Here is a 21,188-nt window from a genome sequence, read left to right on the forward strand (position 1 = left end):
CGCATCCCGGCTGCCTGGGGATCAATCTAGCGAGTTCGGCCGAGGGTGTGGAGAAAGCCGGGAAAGCAGTCTCCCATTCACGTTTCGCGCGTGGGAGTACAGTCCCGCTACGAATCTGGCCGCCCGAAATCTGACGTGGGTAGGAGGGTGATGAACAGCTTGCCGACGATGTCGGAGCGCTTTACGGTCCGAACGCACGACCCTAGTTCCTGAAGACCTCGACAGAGAAAGAGGGAATCTGATGATCGTGTCCTATTGTCGCCGAGAACTACGTACTCATCATCTGGAACCGTGAATTCCTTAACGCACCGTCGTGAGATCGGTGTAGTCGAGCAATCCAATTCCCCCGGTATAAATTCGAAATCGTTGACGACATACGGCTCCGCGAGAGGTTTGCCATCGACCATCATCTCGCCATTATCGCCACAACATGACACTGACTGCCCCGGCCCTGCGATTACTCGTTTAACCAACGTGTGGTTGAGACTGGGGCCTATTCCCACCACGCCTCCCAGCCATTCGATGGCCAATTGCAACGGGTTCTTCGGAAGATTCGCTTCATCATCCCAGGCGTCGGACGCGTTGAAAACAATGATGTCCTGTGTTGTTGGTGCAGATCCAATGTAAGAGAGTCGGCTGACAAGTACACGGTCACCGATGTGCAGTGTGCCTTCCATAGATTCAGACGGCACATAGTAGAGCTTCACCACAAACCCTTGTATGAGCGCGAGCACTACGAAAGCCGTGATGAGATTGAACCAGAACGAACGACTAACTCGTTGCACGCCACTACTCACACCCGAGGGCGCTGGCCCAGGTGCCGACCCGGTCATATTGGAATCCCCTGTCTTGCCGCGGGCTCAACAACGGTCAATCCGACACAATAGTCGTGCCGTGCTCCCACACACACCCTAGATGGACACTCGACGAACCGAGTCGCACTCGACCCAAATAGGTGACTCCTACTGCCCAATCGTCTAGGCGTGCCATAGGATGTCATGCAGACTTCGCATGATGTTCGAAAGGCCCCCGTGGAACTTACCCAGCTTATTCGTACTTTCCGCGCGCATTGGATCGTCATTGTCATAGCAACGTTGCTTGGCGTGTTGATCGCGTACGGGTGGACGTTGATCCAGCCAAAGATATATTCTGCGGACGCAACTGGAACGGTCACGTCTTCCGAAGTGAGTACCGATGCGAGCACCTCGCTGATGTACGAAAATCTGGCGAAGTCCAAGGTGAAGTCATATATGGAGTGGGCGAGAACTCGCTCGGTTGCCGAGTTCGCAATCGATGACCTTGGTCTGAACACCAGTGCCGAAGCGCTTGTCGGCCGGATTACCGTCGACAACCCACTTGATACTCCAGTTATACGCGTCGTTGCCACGGCGAACACCCCGGAGGCTGCGCGCGATCTTGCAACTGCCTGGCTCAATGGCCTCGCCAAAGAGGGCGAGAGACAGGCCGGTATCACGGATGATGCACCCGACACAGTCGCACCTGTGCTGGTGCTCCGCGTCACGGAGTCAGCGTCACTTCCAACGTCTCCCACATTCCCGAACGTGAAGCTGTCGCTTGTGGTTGGTCTCTTAGCCGGGCTCTTCGTCGGAATCATATATGCGCTACTCAAGAGCATCCTTGACCGCCGTCTCCGCACTGCTGAACAAGTCGAGCGGGAGTTTGATGTCCCTGTTATTGGTGCGGTTCCCGTCGATCGTGCGTTTGAAACTGTTGAGCGCCTTGGGGAGACGTCTGCAGCTGAAGCGATGAACGTCAGTCGAAGTCAGAGCGCGCTTGGCGAGGCCATGCGAGAGTTACGCACCAATCTGCAATATATGAATGTCGACGCACCTCCGCGAGTCATGGTGGTCTCGAGCCCTCTCCCTGGAGACGGGAAGTCTACGATTACAGCAAACCTTGCGCTTGCAATCGCTGCGTCAGGTGAGCGTGTCATTGTGGTTGACGCAGACCTGCGTCGCCCAACAGTAGCGAAGACCTTCGGTCTCGTCGAAAGTGTGGGTCTCACCGACGTTCTTGCTGGGAACGCTGAGCTGACCGACGTACTCCAGCCCTGGGGCTCTGCAGGCAATCTGCTGGTGATGGGCGCGGGAAAGCACCCGCCGAACCCCAGCGAGCTTTTGGGCTCAAAATCGATGGAGAAGATCTTGTCCGAACTCGGTCAAGCAGCAATCGTGCTCATCGATGCGCCGCCGCTGATACCGGTGACCGATTCAGCTATCTTGGCCGCCAAGACTGACGGGATCATTCTTGTTGCCAGCGCGGGGAAGACCACGACAGATGCGATGAGCAAGGCGCTGCAAAACGTCGAGCGTGTCGGCGTCAAGCCGCTTGGGATAATCTTGAATAGGATGCCTCTGAAGGGTCCTAACTCGGCGTATTACGGGTATGGGTATTCGTACCGTACCTACTCAAGTAACGAGGAACCTGCGCATTCGTCGCGACGTGAGCACGACACCGGGCGCCGGGCGGCTACTCGTCGATCACGGCCGCTCGTGGGTAACAACGGATGATTGATATTTGGCCGTCTCAAGTGACATCAGACAGACCTGTCACACTCCTTACCGTCTGTGAAGGAAACATCTGCCGTTCGCCGCTTGCCGCACAACTCTTACGCGAGCAGCTCTCGAAGTCGATATGGGAGTACGTAGAGAGCGCAGGAATCCGCGCTGTCTCGGGCGCCGCGATGGATGAGTTCGCCGCCGAACAGTCTCGGCTTCTGGGGGGCGCACCTGACGAGCACGTCGCGCGTCAGCTGACCGCCCAAATTGCGTCTGATGCCGACCTGATTCTCACGATGACGCGCACGCAACGCGACCAACTTGTCTCGCTGCATCCTCGGGAACTCAGAAAGACCTTTACTCTCACTGAGTTCAGCAGGCTGCTGAACAGCAAAGGCTGTTACGGGGTCACGGATCCGGCTGATGTACGACTTCTGGTTCGTCGTCTCAGCGATATCCGCTCGACTGTGAAGCTCACCCACGTTGACGACGTCGAAGACCCCTACCGGCAGACCGCAGCAGTACACGCACGCGTGGCTTGTCAGATTAATGAAGTCTGCAGGTCGATAGCAGCATCCATGAAGTAGTGATGAGCCCGTGACAGCGCACTTTTCCCGGAGTCCAGCGATAGCCATCGTCGAAAAGCCACATTCCGTTCTTATCTTGGCACTCGGCGACCCTGCATCTCAGGTTCCCGTCGTTCTAGAGGGTACTGCCCGTGATATCTGGGACCGTCTTTCAACCACGCAGACTCTAGATTCTCTTGTGGAATCGATTTATTCCGACTTCGATGCGTCGAGTGCGACTGTCGTTGACGAGATTTCAAGCTTTCTTGATTCTCTCGTAGCAGCCTCGCTTCTCGTTCAAGTGGAAGCCTCATGAGTCACATACTTTCACAACAGGACGCCGTGCAGCTTGCACACGCACTCGCGTCATACGTTGCGCGAACGCACGGTCTCCGTGTGATGTCGATCAAGGGTTTTACTCTCGCCCACCATGGCCTCAGGCGAGAACGAACGTACGCGGATGCCGATATCTGGGTTGCCCCAGGTGATCTCGACGCGTTTACAAACGCGCTTCGCGCATACGGCTGGCGCGAGAGGTTCGAGTACGACGTGGCTCGAATTCTCGTTGATCATTCGCGCACATTGATACACCAGAAATGGCCGTGCGATATTGATGTCCACTGGTACTTTCCCGGTGCGTTTGAAGCACCTGAAGTATGTTTTGAATCCATCTGGGCCACGCGGCAGACCTGCGTGATTGCGGGGCAGCCGGCTTGGATGCCCGATTACAGCGGAAGTGCGCTCATCGGGGCTCTGCATTGCCTGCGATACCCGCGCTCTTCTCGGCACAGGGCAGAGCTTGAGGAGATATCCACCAGTCTGAGCGGTGACGCAGCACCGCATCAACGTCAAGCGTTTTCTCGTTTACTCCGCGAAACGCGCTCCGTCGAGGTGGTGGGAGCCTTTGCACAATCTCTCGGGATCGAACTCCCGGAATACGAGCATGATGCTAACCAGATGAGCTTGTGGAATCGATACGTCGGTTCTCACGAAAGCGGGTCGACAGCTGCATGGTTGTATGCGATCCGCGAAGCGCCGTGGTCGGAGCGCCCGAGACTTATCAAAGCGGCTCTCTTTCCAGGCCGCGCCGAAGTCGTGAAGTTTCTCGGCGGCGATACCTCATTATCTGCGAGGGTGAAGTTCTACGTGCAGAGATTTGCCCGAGCAATAAGGGCCGTGGTTGTTCGATCATGATTCGTATGGCTGCCTCGGACCAACCCACCCGATCAATTCGTATCACTGAGCGAGACTGGAGCTTCTGTCGAAAAAGTCGAGCTCGTGTCATCGCGTCGCGTTATGGAGGCACGTGGAATGATCACGTTCTTTGATTCAAAGAATGAACGCGGAGGCGGACAGGTCGTCTTAGAACATCTCCTAGAGCTGACGCAAAGTCAGGCACCCACATCACTGGTCATGCCTCGCGCCGGCCAGTCTAAGATTACGATCCCCGATGCTATCGCCTCGTTTGACACCTCAGACGAGTACATCGCCCGTTCTCACGACGACGTGCATGTCCTCGTCTCCAACGCTAACTCTGCAATGCCTAATGTCCTCTCTACCGCGCGAAAACTACGACGCGCTGGCAAATCTATAACCACCGTGTCGATCATTCACAACTACCCGTCAAAGTTTTCCTACATGGCAGCGACTTCCTACTTTGTGCGCCGGTTTGACAAGTCGATCGTTGTGGAACCCGGGTTGTTGCGACTGTGCAAGAGTGCCATGGTTCCAAGCTGGCTCAGCCTGTACGCGCCGCTCAGCACAGCTGTCGAGCACCAAACTCAGGGTATAAGGCGTACAGGTAAGGTCAAATCCTACGGACGCCCGGATCATGAGAAAGGGCTCCACCATCTAGCGCCCATATTCGCCGCGATCTCCGAGACCGGAACATCTTGCCAGGTCGCTCTGGGAAGCGGATTCGCCGGTAACAGACGATACGCTGACGGGCTTCGACGTGACCTTGCACCTTGGCTTGTTGATGGGCGCCGCACGTCAGAGTGGATTAAGCCCGGCGACATATTCGTCATACCTTCGCTGACGGAAGCCGCATGTCTGACTGCGCAGGAAGCACTCTCTCGCGGCGCATTCGTCATAGCGACTCGTGTCGGGCTGATGACCTATCTTTCGCCGACCAACCAGGGAGTGAGAACGTTTGCTGTGGGTGACGTGGCTGGCGCAATTCGCATGATCGACGAAGCGCTCAATCTGAACGAGAATGATTTTGAGGTCGAGTGCTTCGCGGGAGTCAGTACCATAGAGGAGCGCGCTGGCCGGTGGCATCATCAAACGGTGGCCGCGATTTTGAACGAGCACGCTTCGGCACATCGCTGACAGAGTGCCATAAAGTGCAAAAGATCAGACCGAGTCCGGCAGCCAAATGCATATGACCAGTTTGCGCAGAAGAATGTCACCCAATCGGTCCATTGATATGACGGATAGAATTGCCAGGTAGGTCAGTGATCCGAGCGAGAGGCGGGCACTTGTGGGTGCAGTAGCCGCGGTCGTCATCTACACAGTGCTTGCGATTTTTGCGATCTTCTCTCCTGCGAAAAGTGTTCGCCGGAATACTGTGACCGCTACGCTACTCACATTCCTTCTCGTTCATAGCGAAGTGCGTCAGACCACCATCGCACTTCTCCTCGTGCTCATCGCGCACGTCGTACTGATCATGCGGACTCGACGAGTTCCCATTCCTCCTTTGGCGCTTGCAGGCTTTGTCCTCTGGATGTCAATGCGGTCAATGCTCGCAGTAAATCAGCTGGAGGACCTAGGCATTTACGCTGTAACCGGAGTTGTCCTGTGTCTTACCGCTGGCACAATATTTGAGCTCGGAGAGGAAGCTGTTGGCGCGCTCAAGGCGACAACTGCAGTCACTATCGTTGTCGAGTTCACCGTCGCCGTCGGTGAAAGGTTCTTCAGTCTTCCGGCCCTCTGGCCACGACGTGACGGTGTCACCTACTTCGTGGATGGCAGCAACAACCTCTGGGAAGGTCTCGGCGGCAGAGCAATGGGCTCTTTGGGATGGGCGATTACCCTGGGCGAGGTCGTGGCAATATTGACGATACTCGCTGCCTGGTTCTTCCTCAGAAGCTGGAACCCCGCTTGGCTTTTGCTCGCCGGCGCAGGTCTATTCACGATATTCCTCAGCGGAACGCGAACCGGTCTTCTCATGTTGATCGGCGCGGCAATCATCGCAGCCCTGTCGCGTCGCAGTCGGCTGTGGGGAATTTTCGCGGTGGCATTCGTGGTCATCATCTTGGCCGCCGGAAGCCAGATGGTTGCCTTGGACTGGCTCGGGTTCGATGGCGACCTTGAGACAAGCCGGTCCGTTACTCACCGACGGCTCGTGAGCGAATCATTCCTTCCGCTCTTTGTTCAGGCTCCCCTCAATGTTCTGTTCGGGCATGGGTACGACGCAGTTCCTCAGATGCTCCTTGACGGCACGATCCAAGGAGCACCCGGAGTTCCCGTCACTGACAACGAATTCGTGCGCACCATGGCGGGACTGGGCGCGGTGGGAATTGCACTTTGGGCAGCGGCGAGCTTCGTCGCACTGGTTCGCGGCCCAGCCGTAACCAGGGCACTGATTGTTGCGATCTCAATCGGTGCATTCTCGTACGACATCTTCAGCTGGCGAAGTATGCTCTTCCTCACCGTTTCCATCTTCGCGTTGAACCTTCATCCTGATTCCTCCAGCCAGAGTTCGAGTTACGAGGAGCTAGAAACCAAGTCGGTCCAACCTCACAAAACCTAGCCAGGGGCACGTACGGTTTGGCAGCTCAGACACGCAAGAACGCACTCGATTGACTAGCCTTTGCGGGTGATCATGATCTCACGAGCATTCGTCAAGATATTCGTGAAAGTGCGACCATGCACCAACCTGAGAACGGCAAAGTAGGCTCCAGCGAATAGGACGAGGCCTAGGCAAAGCCGGACGATCATCGGAATATCGAACAGATACAGCAGGCCATAGGTGGCGCTAGCCCACAAAGCGGCGTTCAGAGGGGCGCCGAGTACTTTGATCTGACTAGCGAACGATGATCCAGCGAGGTGCCTCTGGATTGCGAAGATCACTGGCATCATGAGGATACCGCCAATGGTGTACCCTACGGCAACCCCCAGTGCACCCCAGGCCAAACCTGCGATCATTCCGCCGACTTGCATGACGGCCGCCAGCGCTGTGAACCAAAGCTGCATACCGGGTCTGCCAAAACCCAGCATCGTCGGAGAGTTGAGGACGGTAATGGATTGACGAGCTCCTGTGAACGCCAGCACGATGATGACGGGGACCGCTGGGGCCCAAGCGGTCCCGAGAAACAATATGACTGCATCGTGACTGGCCACGGCGATCAGCGCCATCATCGGAAAGGTCACTGCTGCTATGGACTGAGAAGCTTTGAGGAGCAGCCCAGAGACGTACACCGGAGTACCGCGATGCTTCGATATCAATGGAAAGAGCACCCGAGTCACAGACTGCCCTACCAACTGAACTGGCATAAGGAGCACCCGATAGGCGAGTGAATAGTGTCCGACTGCTGTCTCTCCTGCAAATCGAGCGAGCAACAGCGTGTCCATATTTCGTGACCCAAAGCTCAACATATTGCCGACGAACACTTTTATGCTGAACCCCAATAGCGTGATGACCCGCCCCAGTTTGAAGTTTGGACGCGGGGGGCGAGCAGTCACCACCAGCCCGACTGCCAGCAGTAAATCTGTAACCAGCAATTGCACAACAATGGCCCAGTAGTCTGCCCCGAGTACCGCGCTAACCACCCCTGCAATCCCACCTATTGCTGCAGTCGAGATCTCGATATATGCAAGCGGCTTGAAATTGAATCGCCGGACGAGCAGTAGCCTCGGAACCAGCTGCACACCTTTGAAAAGCAAACCGGCTGCTAGAACGGGCAGGACCATCACGAGCTCGGGCGTCTTGAGCATCGAAGCCACAGGCAGCGCGAGCGGCCACGTGATCGCTGCTAAGACGATAGCCAGCCCGATATTCAACGTGCTCGAGGCACCAAGCAAATGGCGATCGACGCTGTCTCGGCTCAGAAGTGCCGCGCTGATGCCCTGATCAAGCAGCATTGTTGTGAATGTGATGTACACCGTCGCCTGCGCGACAACACCATAGCTTGAGGGTCCGAGAATTCTCGCCAAGATAAGAGAGAAGAGGATGACAATTGCTTGGCGTCCAGCGAGTGCGACCGCGTTCCACTTGATGCTTTGGGCGCCCGAAGAAACTGGGCTGCTTGCGTAGCTATGACTCATCGCGGACTTTGACGTGTTCGAGAAGCGCGAGCGCCGGCAATCGAGCTGAGGCGCGGACGGTTTCCAGCGCATCGTCTTTCAGACGCGCGGAACCCGGGTGTGTGAGCAGAACCCTGACCTTTTCGATGATCTTCTCAGAGTCCATCTCCTCTATTGGAAACACGAATTGACCGAGTCCCAGGGATTGGAAGAGCTCTATGGTTTTAAACTCATATGCAATCGCTACAGTCGGAATTCCTACGCTGAGAGCAAGGATCGCGAGGTGCATCCGTGTGGTCACAACAGCTCGCGCAGTCGACAACTGCGTGGTCAGTTCTTCGGGGGTATGAAACTTGCCATCGACTTCAACTTCTCCCAGATCGTCGAAGAAGTCGTGCGCAACCGTTGAATCATCGACGTATCCAGGAAGCCCCTGACACGTAGATATCGCTCTGACTGGGACCCCCTGAGCCACGCAGTAACCCGCAACTGCGCGCATCGAGGATCGGTAGCTCGTGAATGAAAATCGCTGCCCGGTCGCTCCTGACCGTTGCCAGTCTCGAACTGAGATGAGCACCGGTCCTTTTGAAGAAGGCCCGCTCCGAGCAAGAGGCAAAGCAAACGCGGCGTCCGCAGCAACGTGAGAGTGCGAGGCATTGCCCCCGATATTGAGCCAGGATCGTTTGGACACCTCATCTCGAAAAAATGCGGACGTCGTAACGTCGATGATTCGCCGTGCGGAAGCCCTTGACCGTTCCGCCTCAAAAGGCCCCACCGACTGAGTCCAGAGCCACACTGGCTTGTTAAATCTACGTGCCAACTCCAGCTCAATGGCGCGGAATCGAAAGTCGTAATGATCCACGAGATACGTACCTCCGGTGCTCACCACGATATCCGCATCCTGTATTGCCGCGAGTGCCTGCGAGGCTCCGAGAATCGAGAATGGCCAAACGCGCAAGAGCGCAAGCGAGAGCCGCCCGTTCTTGACGATTCTCGCAGCGAACCAACGTCTGAGTAATGACATGCCGCGTGAAAATTTCATCATGTGGCGCGGAGGCGCCACCGTCGTCTGCTGGACAACGTTCCAATCTGGATAACGTCGACGGGTTCTACGTGCGTTCGAATCAAGAACTGTTATCGACGATGTGTCCGTGACACCACAGTCGATTAGAGCAGCGCGAATGCCCGCAAGGATTGCGGCATCTCCTGTATTAGAAATCACGCCATTGGTAATTACAATTCGTAGGCTCGTACTCGACACTGGAGTCTCACCACAGCCTCTCAGTCGGTCGGTCTACGCGAGATGGTCGCAACCATCTCTCCTATCGTAGCCAGATTAGTCTCATGACCGCATACGACAAGACGCCCACGGGCGCCAAGAGTACACGGTGATAACCGGGCTTCGCCGCCTGGCCAGTTGTGCGCATGATTCTCCTCTGCGAGAGTCACGCCCGATACAATCATTCAGTGATGAGCAACGGTGACGGTCCATGACGTCAGACGATATAGATTTCGTCATCACATGGGTGAATGACTCGGACAAGGATTGGCAACGTCAACGCGCAATCGCTGCTGGCGAACCCGAGTCTCAGTTCAGCGATGGCTCAGACGTGAGGTACCGTGACTGGGGCCTTCTCCGATACTGGTTTCGTGCTGTTGACGAATGTGCGCCCTGGGTGCACCGTATCCATCTGGTCACAGACACGCGGTTGCCCGAATGGCTCGACACGACTCATTCGAAGCTAAATGTTGTCGACGGTCGAGAACTCAAGGGAAACGACGTCAACACGTTCAGCTCGCGATCAATCGAGTCTCAACTGCACAGAATCGATGGCCTCACGGAGAAGTACGTGTACTTCAACGACGACTTCTTCCTCGGGGCTCCAGTTGAGAAGTCATTCTATTTCCGAAATGGGCTACCGTACGGTGTGAACGTTCCGACAATTCTCGCAGACGGAGACTTGCGTGCTCACGCCATGTTGCATTCCTCGGGGCTAATTAATCGCAACTTTTCGCGGACACAATACTTGCGTCAAGTGGTCAAGAGGACATTAAGACCTGCTTCTGGCACGACACTTCTGCGTACGCCCCTCTTTCTAGCCAGTTCCCGTATCCCGCCTGTTAGCGACGTGCACGTTGCCATCCCGCTTCTGAAATCAGTCGTTGAAGAAGCGTACGCGGCGGAGCCCGAAGCGATTGACCAGGCTCGACGCACAGTATTCCGTTCACGCAACGAGATCGCTCCGATTTACTATGCACAGATGTGGCACCTCGCGAAGGGTGCATATTTTGCACGTTCTCGTCGGAGCATCGGAACATTCTTTTCCTTGGCCGATTCGAACATTAGGTCTGTCGTCGAGGCGATTACTCACGGTCAGGTCGCGCAATTTTGCCTCAACGACGGGAACGTCAAAGACTTTCCCCATGTCCGAGATCAGGTTGTCTCGGCGTTCGACAAACGATATCCAGAACAGAGCTCATTTGAAATGACAAGAGGCCCGCAGCCATGGTGAAGCAGCATCCCAAAGTTCTTATCTGGCGGTGGGGTTGGCTCGCACGTTCCGAAACGTTCATTCGAAGCCAAATCGATACTTATGAGGCATGGATCCCAATCGCCCTCGGAGCTGAGCGAGTCGACTCTGATGTCGCCCGCCCGAATGACACTGTGCTATTCAAAGGCGGAGTCTGGGATGTTCTCTGTCGAGAATTCCTGAGAGTCTTCGATTGGAGTCCTCGGCTCGTGCGCTCGGTGAAAGAGCTTCAGGTAGATCTCATACACGCCCACTTCGGCGGCGATGCGTCACGCGTTCGCGGCGTTGCAAAACGTCTGAACCTACCGTTCGTCGTGACCCTCCACGGGTCTGATGTCACCGCTCGGCCACGCGGAAAGGGATTGCGCGGTATACGGAACCGATGCAGGCTCAAGAACGTACTTCGCGATGCCGATCTACTGATCGCGGTCTCTTCACACATCGCAGACGCAGCCGAAAAGCTTGGCGTCGAAGCCTCTAAGATCAAGGTGCTCCCTATCGGGGTGCCTTGGACTCCCGCTCCGGCTGAGCATCCTCGGCGAGGGGTCTTGTTTGTTGGGCGGTTCGTAGAGAAAAAGGGAGTGAAGGAACTCCTAGAAGCGTATTCGCTGCTGCCCCAGCATCTTCGCGACGTCCACCCGCTCACCCTCATAGGCGACGGTCCGCAGAGGCACGAGTTGGAAAGCCAGGCAAAGCATCTCGGCGGTACCGTCGAATTTCTCGGGTTCGTGACGCCAGACCGCGTGGCAGCGAGGTTAAGTGAAGCCGCAGTCTTCGCAGTCCCCTCACACACGGCACGCAACGGAGACACAGAAGGGCTGCCGACCGTGGTATTTGAAGCAGCACGTTCCGCGACGCCAATCGTCGGGTATTCTCACGCGGGAATTCCCGAAGCCGTTGAGAACGGTAGGGAAGGGCTGCTCGTCGATGAGCACGACGTCTCCGCACTCGCATCTAACATGGAGAGAGTCTTGGTGGACAGCGTCCTTGCCCGCACTCTGGGCAAGGCAGCTCGTCGAAGATTCGAAGCCGAGTTTACGGTGAGCGAGTGCACACGAGTTCTCGAACACCATTATGGCGATGTCCTGGACCAGAAGGCTCGGCGGTCTGGCCTATGACGTGCACTACCGGTTCAGCGCGTAGACAGACTCAAGTTCCCTCACATATGCATCGAAGCTGAACAATGAACGGTCCCGCAGCTGATTCGTTTTTCTGTCGCTGATTGCACGCTTGACTGCAGCCACCGTCGAAGCTCGATCGCCCAGGCTGAATTCGTATGTCACCGTTCCGTGCGTCGCCATTTCGGCTGCACCGGTTCGGCGAGGCACAATGCACGGAAGCCCGGCTGAAATCCCTTCAATGACGACGATGGGCGCATTCTCAATCCAAGCTGAAGGGCAAATGATCGCTTGGAATCCTCTAAGAATGTCTGGAAGGTCGCCGCGAGGTACAGGGTCGTGCGTAAGCACGCGAACGTAGACAAGTTTTTTCGACAGGTTCTCTAACTTTGCCAGATCGCTCCCTGTCCCGAACACGTCGATGGTCACGCGCACTGCAGCGCGTTCCAATAGCTCGACGAAAGAATAGAGGCCCTTCTCCGGCGCGACCCTACCCAGATAGACGAGATTGCCAGACATCGACGATCGACCCGCGACATCGAACGTGTCAACGGGATTCCGAACAATCCGAATCGGGCGTGTTAAGCCATAGGAACGAAAAACCTCGCTAAGGGTGACGCTCGGCGAGATCACGGTGTCAAAGACATCATCCAGTTTCAGAACACGGTAGGCAATGACGTGCTGCAATGCCTTCAGCGTTCCATGAATGATGGATCTTTCATCGAACTTCGCGATCAACGGCATGTGTCTACCGATAGGAGAGAAGTCCGTACGCCTGCCGCGTGGAAAGTGCTGTAACCCGCTGTTAGGACAAACGAGATGGTAATCGTGAGCGGTAAACACGACAAGGGTCTTCGGGCGATGCGCCACATATCCACGAATCGCAAGAAGAATACTCGGCGAGAGGAATCGATAATAGTTTTGGACATGAATCACGTCAGGTTCAAAATCCCGGAGGACGTGGCGCATCTTCATAAACCAACGGATTGACCACAAATATGACAGTGGTGTTCGGCGTCCGTCGGAGACGACGACCTTCGTGTCGTGACCCAGGCTACGCGCCGCACGTACCGTGTCGCGAAACACGGCCTCCGCGCCGCCCGAGTCGAGAAGGTCTGAAACATGCAAACTCTTCAAGTCGTACCGTCCACGCTCCCATTATTTCGCGCCAGCAGACGCCCGTACCCTCGCTCTATCGACGGGATCCAGCGAATTCGTTCCACCATTCAATGATGTTCGCGCGAAATTGCTCTTGTGAAAACTGTCGCGCATGTGCGGTGACAACTCCACTGCTCAAATTTGACGCGGCCTCGACCGCTCTCGCCAGCTCTCTGTTCTCCCACTGTCTGACGTGTGCACCGGTCTCGCCATCGATCACTGTCTCAGGCACGCCTCCAGCTGAACTGCATACAACTGGCGTTCCAGCCGCCATTGCCTCAACTGGCATAATTCCAAAATCCTCGACAGCCGGAAACACAAACACCAAGGCACGTTGATATAGCGTCCGGAGCAACGCGTTGGATGGACGGGTCACAATAGTGACAGGAACACTGGCGTTGGCGGCGAGGGTTCTCAAGGACTGCTCGTCTGGACCTGCACCAGCGATCACCACAGGAAAGCCTGACGATTCACCAGCGCGAATCGCGAGATCGAGGCGCTTATACGGGATGAATCGTGATGCTCCGAGAACGAACTCCGACGGCAACGCGTCAACGATGGACTGCTCACTATCTTCTATCGCCTCAGCCCAATCCGCACAGGAAGCTATATCACTCACCTCGACCGGCGGATGGATAACAATGGATTCTCTCCCCCAGCTTTTCTGTATTCTGCGAGCAACGTAGCGGCTGTTCGCGGCGATCGAAACGGCTTCGCTTGCACGCCTCCGATCGAGGCCCTTCAACGGCGCAGCAAACGCCCGTACGAGCGGGTTGTCGCCTCGAGCATCCAGTTCTGGGTTCCACACATAACGTGCGGGAGTATGAACATAAACGAGCTTGACGAACTCAGGTGCTTGTCCTTTGAACGATACATGATGCGCGAACGAGTGCGAACTGACCAGTGCCCAGTCATAGCCTCGATTGGATTGCTGTCGCCATAGCGCAGGGGTCAGTGGAAGAGTCGCTGCTTTTCGACCTCGCAATGGAGTGCGAGCGAGAACGCTTTCGCGAACGAACCGTCCTGCAAATCGCTCCGGCGCGTTATTCCAGAGACAGAGAATATCCGCATCTTGGAATACATCGGCGAGCGCTTCAAGAACGTTCTCAGAGCCTCCGATCTTCTCGATCCACTCATGAACGAGAATCCCGGACACTAATATGCTCCCGTCGGCGAAACGACTTCGCGTATGGTTTTGAGCAGTATTGAAAGATCCCTCGTCAAAGACCAATTCTCGACATAGTAGAGGTCCAAACGAATTGCGTCTTCCCAATCCAGATTTGACCGACCGCTAACCTGCCAAAGACCGCTCATCCCCGGTTTCACCATCAAACGTCGCTTTGCGGTCGCGTCATACATGGCCACTTCGTCTGCACGCTGAGGTCGGGGGCCGACAAGACTCATCTCACCACGGAAAACATTCAGAAGTTGCGGCAATTCATCAAGCGAATATTTACGAAGGTACGTCCCGATTCTCGTCACTCGGGGGTCATCTTGAACCTTGAAGAGCGGTCGATCGCGCGTGCCCTGCGCTTTGAGAAGGAGATCAAGGTGCTTGTCCGAATCTTGACGCATTGATCGGAACTTACGAATCTGAAACGGGATCCCGCGCAAACCGACTCTCTCTTGTGAGTAAAACACGGGGCCTTGACTTGACGTCTTAACTAATATTGCGAGTACCAGGAAGAGCGGCGATAGGACGATGAGCAATAGAGCGGACCCAACGATGTCGAACAATCGCTTCGTTACCACCTCTCGCGCTTCCATTCGCGGAGTCTCAACATGAATAAGCGGAAGACCCGCCACCGGCCGCACGCTTAACCGGGGGCCAGCAATATTCGTAAGGCTAGGCGCCATAATGAGGTGGTGGCGCCCAGGTGTCAGGTGCCAGCTAATGTCATTGATATCAGCAGGCGACAGATGCTCGTTGCTTGCAATCACGAGTGTGTCTGCACCGGTCTCGTCCATCAACTGCACATAATCACCAGCTGTCTTCATGTTTGGCAAGCCGCGACTCTCTCGAAGGTCGCTCACCTCAGGCACATCTTCGTCGCGACCAGTGAGGCAAATTCCGACAAGCTTCAGATCCGTTGCCCCGCGGCGGCTGAGATCCTCCACAATTGCATCACACGCAGAACGTGAGCCCACCAGGATTGCCCGAGAAACGAACTCGCCTTCCCGACGCTTTGAGCTGATCCAGCCTCTCCAGATCCACCGAGAAAGCAGAAGCAAGAGAGTTCCTATTGGAAATGCAAGAAGCAGGTAACCGCGCGAGAACTCGATCTGAAACAACAATGAGAAAATTGCTGTTATCCCAAACAACCTAATGCTTGCATCAAGAATTGCTCGGTACTCTTCGGTACCTGTTCCAATTATCCGTGACGAACGCGAGCCATATATTTCCAAGACGATCATCCACGCGATCGAAAGACAAAGCGATACTCCCCAGTATCCGACGCCTACCCCTGCGAGTTCCGTCCCCGTACCAAGCCAGACGACTTGAGTAAGAAAAACTACCGCCAGAACAATGACTACATCGCTAACGACGACGCGACGCGCGTAAATCTCAGACCAATGCCGAGAAATGCGTGCGACAGACACTTCCGGCCTGTCGCTCACCTCATTGGCAGTTCGAAGCATCCGTCCTCGTTTCCCCTCAATGCACGCATTCAGGTGAAAACGCACACATGACGTCTCCAATAGGTTACAGGTGACCGGTTTTCCTAACACCTTCCTGGCCCCAGGACTGGGGCCCCTATTGCGTCACCGGCAGGTCAATCTTTTCTGCTGTTCTCCAGCACTGATTCCTGGGTGAGAATCCCACCAGATTCTTGGAGATAGCATCCGCCACAGAGGGACTCATAGGTGACGTCATCGCCGTCGATCGCGACCTGGTCGCCGTCGAAGATGAACCGCTCACCGACGCGTCGACCGTTGAAGAGCGCCTTGCGGCCGCAGCGGCAGATGGTCTTCAGCTCTTCGAGCGAGTGCGCCACCTCGAGGAGGCGCCGACTGCCGGGGAACGCTCGGGTGCGGAAGTCAGTGCGGATTCCGTAAGCGAGGACGGGAATGTCTTCGAGGAGAGCGATTCGGAGCATCCCGTCAACCTGGTCTTCGGTCAGGAACTGTGCCTCGTCGAGGAGGAGACAGCTGACGTCCTGCTGCATGGCAGTGATGTGTGCCGCACGCTTCTGCTGGAACTGCGCATAGACGTCATCGTCAGGAGTGATGAGGTAGTCGACCTCGCGAGTGACACCGAGCCGGCTCTCGATGTGGCGGTCGCCTTTCGTGTCAACGGAGGGCTTGGAGAGAAGCACGTGCTGCCCGCGCTCTTCGTAGTTGTACGCCGCTTGGAGGAGTGCCGTGCTCTTGCCAGAATTCATCGCGCCGTAGCGGAAGTACAGTTTTGCCACGGATACGAGTTTAGAGGTCGCGCGCACCCGGTCGGTGCGGCTGGAACAGCGATTTGCGGCGCCCCGTGACGAAACCGAGGAGCCATTCGACCGGTCCTGTTCCGATGAAGCGCCACCACGCCCACCCGATGAGGATCATCACAGGAACGATGACGAGCCACCCCAGATAGACGTTCTCCGAAGGACGGGCGTACTGTACGTTCCACGCGGCGATGACCGCGACGTGCAGAAGGTAAAGACTCAGCGCGACCTGTCCACACGCGCGCAGCGGCACGAAGACGGCGGCGATCACACGACGCCACGTCTCATGCTTAAGCGTGGCGAGCAGCACCACGAGCACGTAAGTGAGGAACACGAGGCCGACATCGTGAAGCGTGTCAGGGTAGGAGCCGGAGACGGAGGGCTGCCACCCGGCAAGGCGCTCCCCCAGCGGACGCACGAGGTATGCGAACGGTGCGGCGGCGAGCATCGTCCAGAGCACGGCATCACGTCGAAAACCGTGCCGAAGGAGCAGCGCTCCGAGCAGGAAGAACGGGAGCAGGTTCGTCAGACGATAGTGGCCGCCGACCGCCACCCATGAGGCAACGTCTCTGACGGCATCCCCGTGCAGATAGACCCACACCTGCGTTCTCGCCCATGCGTTGAACGGAGAGCTGAAGATCGCGATGGCGATGGTGACGGCGACGAGCGTGCGCGTGCGAAGTGCAACCAGGGCAGCTCCGACGATGAGCAGCACGCCCAGGTGGGCGAGGATGATCGCCACCCACGACCCCCACGTGCCCATCCAGACGCCGAGCGCGATGAGGACGACGCCGCGGATGATCTGCTGCAGGTACGTGACACCGCGGGAGGAGCTGCGGTTCCAGACGATCTGCGCAGAGATGCCCATGACGAGGGCGAAGAGCGGAGACGCCAGGTCGTTGATGTTGCCCACGAGAAACGAGACCGGGCGTGGGAGGTGCGGCAGAAACGGATTCGCGTGTGCGATGAGCATCGCGACGATCGCGACGCCGCGGAGGACGTCGGGAATCACCAACCGAGTCGTGCTCGCCACAGCTCGCACGCGCGTCATCTGGTCACCGTCGCCCTGCGCGTTCATCACGCACTCAGGATAGCCAGTGATCGGCGAGCGCCGCGCTACACCTCGAGCTGAGCGAGGTACGCGCCGTAGCCGCTCTTCGAGTACCGCTCGGCGTAGGCAGCGAGCTGAGTGTCGTCGATCCAACCGTTGCGCCACGCGATCTCTTCGATGCATCCGATCTTGTGACCTTGCCGCTCCTCGATGACGCGCACGTATTCGGAGGCCTGCATCATGGACGCGATGGTGCCGGTGTCGAGCCACGCGGTGCCGCGCTGCAAGATCTCGACGCGTAGCTCACCGGCATCCAAGTACCGCTGATTGACTGACGAGATCTCGAGCTCACCCCGCGCGCTCGGCGTCACCGAACGGGCAATTTCGATGACCCTGTTGTCATAGAAGTAGAGCCCGGGCACCGCGTAGTTGCTCTTGGGGACCGCCGGCTTCTCCTCGATGCTCACCGCATGGCAGTGCTCGTCGAACTCGACGACTCCGTAGGCCGTTGGGTTTGCAACGTGGTAGGCGAAGATCAGGCCCCCGGTCAGTGCGTTGTGGCCCTGCAGAGCGGTGCCGAGGCCGGTGCCGTGAAAGATGTTGTCTCCGAGCACGAGAGCGACACTGTCATCGCCGATGAACTGCTCGCCGATCAGAAACGCCTGAGCCAGGCCGTCCGGTGAGGGCTGCACAGCGTATTGCAGCTCGAGCCCCAGGTGCGAGCCGTCACCGAGCAGGGCCTCGAACTGCGCGCGGTGCTCGGGCGTCGTGATGATCAGGATCTCTCTGACCCCCGCCATCATGAGCGTCGACATCGGGTAGTAGATCATCGGCTTGTCATAGATGGGCATCAGCTGCTTCGAGATGCCGCGCGTGATAGGCCACAGACGCGTGCCTGACCCACCGGCCAGAATGATTCCGCGCATGTCGCCCTCCGCTGCTCTGATCGCTGGGAGTCTAACCTTGAAAGTAGCGTTAAAACTGAGATGTACTCACTTTTGGGGGAGGATGGACTCATGCGGATTCTCATCACGGGCGCGGGCGGGATGCTCGGCACGGAACTGTGCGAACAGCTCTCCCACCACGACGTGACGGCGCCCGGCCACGACGAGCTCGACATCGCTGACGCATCAGCGGTGAGGCGATGGGCCTCCGGGCACGACGTCATCATCAACGCCGCGGCATACACCGACGTCGATGGTGCTGAAACCGATGAGGATGCCGCCACTCGAGTGAACGCGGAGGGACCGCGGTTTCTTGCGGAGGCGGCGAAATCGCACGGTGCGCGTCTCGTGCAGATCTCGACCGACTACGTGTTCGACGGGAGTGCGTCGGCACCGTATGACGAGGATGCGCCGCTCCATCCGGCATCCGCCTATGGTCGTTCCAAGGCCGCGGGTGAGAGATTCGTGCGCAGCATCTACCCGGAGGGAAGCATCATCGCGCGCACGGCCTGGCTGTATGGGCGGCATGGTCGGAGCTTTCCTGCAACGATGCTCGCGCTGGCCGCGACACGAGAGACGATCGACGTCGTCGCCGATCAGTGCGGTCAGCCGACGTGGGCGCGGGACGTCGCCGCACGCATACGCTTTCTGCTCGACCGACGTGCTGCACCCGGCGTCTACCACTGCACGAACAGCGGAGAGGCGACCTGGTACGACTTCGCTCGTGCCGTGTTCGAGGAGTGCGGCTTGGACCCCGACCGCATTCGCCCAACCGACAGCTCTCACTTCGTACGCCCTGCGCGGCGTCCCCAGAACTCGGTGCTCGGGCATGCGGCGTGGCATCGGGAGAGGATGTCGCCGCTGCAGCACTGGCGCGAGGCCCTGCACGATGCCGCGCGAACTGGGGTATTCGACGACGCTCTCGGGCAGACCCGAGGCGCGCAGGCTAGCCTAGGCTGATCCCGTGTCAGCCCTCCTCGTCACCGGCGGCGCCGGCTTCATCGGCGCCAACTTCGTGCACCACGTGCTCGCGCACACGGAGCACACCGTCACCGTGCTCGACAAGCTGACGTACGCGGCAAGCGCGGCATCCCTCTCTGATCTGCCCACAGATCGGTCACGACTCGTCGTCGGGGACATCGCCGACGCTTGGCTAGTCGACTCTCTCGTCGCCGAGCACGACATCGTCGTGCACTTCGCCGCCGAGAGCCACAATGACAACTCGCTCGACGACCCGAAGCCGTTTCTCGAGAGCAACATCATCGGCACGTATACGCTGCTCGAGGCAGTGCGTCGGCACGGCACAAGGTTCCACCACATTTCGACGGACGAGGTGTACGGCGACCTCGCCCTCGATGACCCCCAGCGGTTCACGGAGGAGACGCCCTACAACCCGTCGAGTCCATACTCATCGACGAAGGCGGGCAGCGACCTGCTCGTGCGGGCGTGGGTGAGGTCGTTCGGCATCAACGCAACGATCAGCAACTGCTCCAACAACTACGGCCCCTATCAGCACGTCGAGAAGTTCATTCCACGGCAGATCACGAACGTTCTCACCGGGGTACGGCCGAAACTCTATGGCGCGGGTGTGAACGTGCGCGACTGGATCCACGCCGACGATCACTCGTCCGCGGTGCTGACGATCGTGGAACGCGGGCGGATCGGTGAGACCTATCTGATCGGCGCCGACGGAGAGAAGAACAATCGCGAGGTCATCGAGATGATTCTCGAGCAGATGGGCCGGCCGGCGGATGCCTACGATCACGTCACCGACCGCCCCGGGCACGATCTTCGGTACGCCATCGATTCGACGAAGCTGCGCACCGAGCTCGGGTGGGAGCCTCGCTTCACGAACTTCGCCGAGGGCCTTGCCGCCACGATCGATTGGTACATGAACAATCGCGACTGGTGGGACGCGCAGAAGGCCGCGGCCGAATCCCGTTACGCGGCGCAGGCGCAGCGTTGACGAGCAGCCCTCAGACAACGAGCGACGTTATCTGAGGGCTGCCCGTGGATGATCGCGTGAGCAGAACTGGAGCTGGGGCCGCCTGCTGCAGCGAAGTTTGGGGCCTTAGATGAAGACTCCCGATGCAGAGCCGTTCACATCGCCTGTGACCTGCGTCGTTGCTGTACCGGGGATTGAGATCGTGTAGTAGTAGCTCACCGTCGTCTCTCCAGGAACGGGAGTGATCGTCACGGTCGACGTCCCTTCGCCCTCAATCGTTCCGATCCCCATCCGGTCCGCTGCGTCGAGCGTGATCGTGGCGCCTTCAGGGGCTGTGATCGTGATGACCGTGTTCTCGGGGAAGACCGCCGGGGTGGCCGGACGCGTCGTCGTATCGATCGTCTGAATTTCGCCCTGCGCCCACTCCCCTGCGGTGATCGCCGAGCCAGTCGTCACGCGCACCGACGTCGCGTTCTCTGAGGGCTCTGGCTCCACCGTCGATGCCGCCGCCAGCGGCGTTGCCGTCGCCACTGCGATGACCGGCGCTGCCCATGCTGCGCCCTTCACAAGCGTCCGGCGTTTGATCGACTTCGGTGCTTTTGCGTTGCTTTCCATTCGTTCCCAAATACCTTTCTGCCCAGAGGGCCCTTTGTTCCCTGGTGATGACTACTGTCA

At 57.7% G+C, this 21,188-nt stretch carries 20 protein-coding genes; 10 read left to right on the forward strand and 10 right to left on the reverse strand.

Annotated features, from left to right (window positions below; all coding sequences use genetic code 11):
* Positions 1–107 precede the first annotated feature (107 nt).
* Positions 108–833, reverse strand: a complete 726-nt coding sequence (lepB, locus tag ACSAGD_RS09810; RefSeq protein ID WP_437582548.1) for a signal peptidase I — start codon at positions 831–833, stop codon at positions 108–110.
* A gap of 198 nt (positions 834–1,031) precedes the next feature.
* Between lepB and ACSAGD_RS09815 the strand changes: the two genes are divergently transcribed.
* The 6 genes from ACSAGD_RS09815 to ACSAGD_RS09840 all read left to right on the forward strand — a co-directional run bounded on the left by ACSAGD_RS09815 (position 1,032) and on the right by ACSAGD_RS09840 (position 6,839).
* Entirely contained in the window at positions 1,032–2,531 is a 1,500-nt protein-coding gene (locus ACSAGD_RS09815; protein ID WP_437582549.1) for a polysaccharide biosynthesis tyrosine autokinase, read from the forward strand.
* Positions 2,528–3,106, forward strand: coding sequence for a hypothetical protein (locus ACSAGD_RS09820; protein ID WP_437582551.1), 579 nt, complete (start codon positions 2,528–2,530; stop codon positions 3,104–3,106). Before ACSAGD_RS09815 ends, ACSAGD_RS09820 begins: the two co-directional genes overlap by 4 nt.
* 10 nt (positions 3,107–3,116) lie before the next feature.
* The gene (locus ACSAGD_RS09825) at positions 3,117–3,401 is read left to right on the forward strand and encodes a PqqD family protein (protein WP_437582552.1); all 285 of its coding nucleotides are present in this window, start codon (positions 3,117–3,119) and stop codon (positions 3,399–3,401) included.
* Between the two features lie 83 nt (positions 3,402–3,484).
* Complete coding sequence (locus tag ACSAGD_RS09830) at positions 3,485–4,279, forward strand: hypothetical protein (protein WP_437585153.1); 795 nt, start codon at positions 3,485–3,487, stop codon at positions 4,277–4,279.
* Positions 4,280–4,396: 117 nt separating this feature from the next.
* On the forward strand, positions 4,397–5,416 hold the full coding sequence (locus tag ACSAGD_RS09835; protein WP_437582553.1) for a glycosyltransferase: 1,020 nt from the start codon (positions 4,397–4,399) through the stop codon (positions 5,414–5,416).
* Positions 5,417–5,567: 151 nt separating this feature from the next.
* On the forward strand, positions 5,568–6,839 hold the full coding sequence (locus tag ACSAGD_RS09840) for an O-antigen ligase family protein (protein ID WP_437582554.1): 1,272 nt from the start codon (positions 5,568–5,570) through the stop codon (positions 6,837–6,839).
* A gap of 53 nt (positions 6,840–6,892) precedes the next feature.
* Here the strand turns inward: ACSAGD_RS09840 and ACSAGD_RS09845 are convergent, their stop codons facing one another.
* Positions 6,893–8,425 (reverse strand): lipopolysaccharide biosynthesis protein, encoded by a 1,533-nt coding sequence (locus tag ACSAGD_RS09845; RefSeq protein WP_437582555.1) that lies wholly within the window; start codon positions 8,423–8,425, stop codon positions 6,893–6,895.
* Complete coding sequence (locus ACSAGD_RS09850; RefSeq protein ID WP_437582556.1) at positions 8,343–9,593, reverse strand: polysaccharide pyruvyl transferase family protein; 1,251 nt, start codon at positions 9,591–9,593, stop codon at positions 8,343–8,345. Before ACSAGD_RS09850 ends, ACSAGD_RS09845 begins: the two co-directional genes overlap by 83 nt.
* Positions 9,594–9,822: 229 nt before the next feature.
* On the opposite strand from ACSAGD_RS09850, the gene ACSAGD_RS09855 reads away from it, so the two are divergent.
* Both ACSAGD_RS09855 and ACSAGD_RS09860 read left to right on the forward strand, forming a co-directional pair.
* On the forward strand, positions 9,823–10,845 hold the full coding sequence (locus tag ACSAGD_RS09855; RefSeq protein ID WP_437582557.1) for a stealth family protein: 1,023 nt from the start codon (positions 9,823–9,825) through the stop codon (positions 10,843–10,845).
* Entirely contained in the window at positions 10,839–11,981 is a 1,143-nt protein-coding gene (locus ACSAGD_RS09860) for a glycosyltransferase (RefSeq protein ID WP_437582558.1), read from the forward strand. The genes ACSAGD_RS09855 and ACSAGD_RS09860 overlap by 7 nt, the downstream gene beginning before the upstream one ends.
* 6 nt (positions 11,982–11,987) lie before the next feature.
* On the opposite strand, the gene ACSAGD_RS09865 is transcribed toward ACSAGD_RS09860, so the two are convergent.
* The 6 genes from ACSAGD_RS09865 to rfbA all read right to left on the reverse strand — a co-directional run bounded on the left by ACSAGD_RS09865 (position 11,988) and on the right by rfbA (position 18,550).
* Positions 11,988–13,118, reverse strand: coding sequence for a glycosyltransferase (locus ACSAGD_RS09865; protein ID WP_437582559.1), 1,131 nt, complete (start codon positions 13,116–13,118; stop codon positions 11,988–11,990).
* Between the two features lie 55 nt (positions 13,119–13,173).
* Positions 13,174–14,295 (reverse strand): glycosyltransferase, encoded by a 1,122-nt coding sequence (locus ACSAGD_RS09870; protein WP_437582560.1) that lies wholly within the window; start codon positions 14,293–14,295, stop codon positions 13,174–13,176.
* Positions 14,295–15,779: a sugar transferase gene (locus ACSAGD_RS09875; RefSeq protein ID WP_437582561.1), complete on the reverse strand. Its 1,485-nt coding sequence runs from the start codon at positions 15,777–15,779 to the stop codon at positions 14,295–14,297. The genes ACSAGD_RS09870 and ACSAGD_RS09875 overlap by 1 nt, the downstream gene beginning before the upstream one ends.
* Positions 15,780–15,913: 134 nt before the next feature.
* The gene (locus tag ACSAGD_RS09880; RefSeq protein WP_437582562.1) at positions 15,914–16,552 is read right to left on the reverse strand and encodes a thymidine kinase; all 639 of its coding nucleotides are present in this window, start codon (positions 16,550–16,552) and stop codon (positions 15,914–15,916) included.
* Between the two features lie 10 nt (positions 16,553–16,562).
* Positions 16,563–17,654 carry a hypothetical protein gene (locus ACSAGD_RS09885; RefSeq protein ID WP_437582563.1) on the reverse strand — a complete coding sequence of 364 codons (1,092 nt, stop codon included), beginning with the start codon at positions 17,652–17,654 and terminating at the stop codon, positions 16,563–16,565.
* A gap of 35 nt (positions 17,655–17,689) precedes the next feature.
* A complete protein-coding gene (gene rfbA / locus ACSAGD_RS09890) occupies positions 17,690–18,550 on the reverse strand; it encodes a glucose-1-phosphate thymidylyltransferase RfbA (protein ID WP_437582564.1) in 861 nt (286 codons plus the stop codon).
* A 90-nt stretch (positions 18,551–18,640) separates the two neighbouring features.
* Here rfbA and rfbD point away from each other — a divergent pair, with 90 nt between their 5' ends.
* Complete coding sequence (gene rfbD, locus ACSAGD_RS09895) at positions 18,641–19,528, forward strand: dTDP-4-dehydrorhamnose reductase (RefSeq protein WP_437582566.1); 888 nt, start codon at positions 18,641–18,643, stop codon at positions 19,526–19,528.
* Positions 19,529–19,532: 4 nt separating this feature from the next.
* Entirely contained in the window at positions 19,533–20,534 is a 1,002-nt protein-coding gene (gene rfbB / locus ACSAGD_RS09900) for a dTDP-glucose 4,6-dehydratase (RefSeq protein ID WP_437582567.1), read from the forward strand.
* A gap of 105 nt (positions 20,535–20,639) precedes the next feature.
* Here the strand turns inward: rfbB and ACSAGD_RS09905 are convergent, their stop codons facing one another.
* On the reverse strand, positions 20,640–21,128 hold the full coding sequence (locus ACSAGD_RS09905; protein WP_437582568.1) for a hypothetical protein: 489 nt from the start codon (positions 21,126–21,128) through the stop codon (positions 20,640–20,642).
* Positions 21,129–21,188: the final 60 nt, after the last annotated feature.

It is taken from the genome of Paramicrobacterium salitolerans, from assembly GCF_051513965.1.
Lineage (GTDB): Bacteria > Actinomycetota > Actinomycetes > Actinomycetales > Microbacteriaceae > Paramicrobacterium.

Coding starts and splice junctions, on each gene's coding strand:
- lepB (WP_437582548.1), bottom strand. CDS start 833: ATGACCGGGTCGGCACCTGGGCCAGCGCCCTCGGGTGTGAGTAGTGGC.
- ACSAGD_RS09820 (WP_437582551.1), top strand. CDS start 2,528: ATGATTGATATTTGGCCGTCTCAAGTGACATCAGACAGACCTGTCACA.
- ACSAGD_RS09830 (WP_437585153.1), top strand. CDS start 3,485: ATGTCGATCAAGGGTTTTACTCTCGCCCACCATGGCCTCAGGCGAGAA.
- ACSAGD_RS09835 (WP_437582553.1), top strand. CDS start 4,397: ATGATCACGTTCTTTGATTCAAAGAATGAACGCGGAGGCGGACAGGTC.
- ACSAGD_RS09845 (WP_437582555.1), bottom strand. CDS start 8,425: ATGCGCTGGAAACCGTCCGCGCCTCAGCTCGATTGCCGGCGCTCGCGC.
- ACSAGD_RS09855 (WP_437582557.1), top strand. CDS start 9,823: ATGACGTCAGACGATATAGATTTCGTCATCACATGGGTGAATGACTCG.
- ACSAGD_RS09860 (WP_437582558.1), top strand. CDS start 10,839: ATGGTGAAGCAGCATCCCAAAGTTCTTATCTGGCGGTGGGGTTGGCTC.
- ACSAGD_RS09875 (WP_437582561.1), bottom strand. CDS start 15,779: ATGCTTCGAACTGCCAATGAGGTGAGCGACAGGCCGGAAGTGTCTGTC.
- rfbA (WP_437582564.1), bottom strand. CDS start 18,550: ATGCGCGGAATCATTCTGGCCGGTGGGTCAGGCACGCGTCTGTGGCCT.
- rfbD (WP_437582566.1), top strand. CDS start 18,641: ATGCGGATTCTCATCACGGGCGCGGGCGGGATGCTCGGCACGGAACTG.
- ACSAGD_RS09905 (WP_437582568.1), bottom strand. CDS start 21,128: ATGGAAAGCAACGCAAAAGCACCGAAGTCGATCAAACGCCGGACGCTT.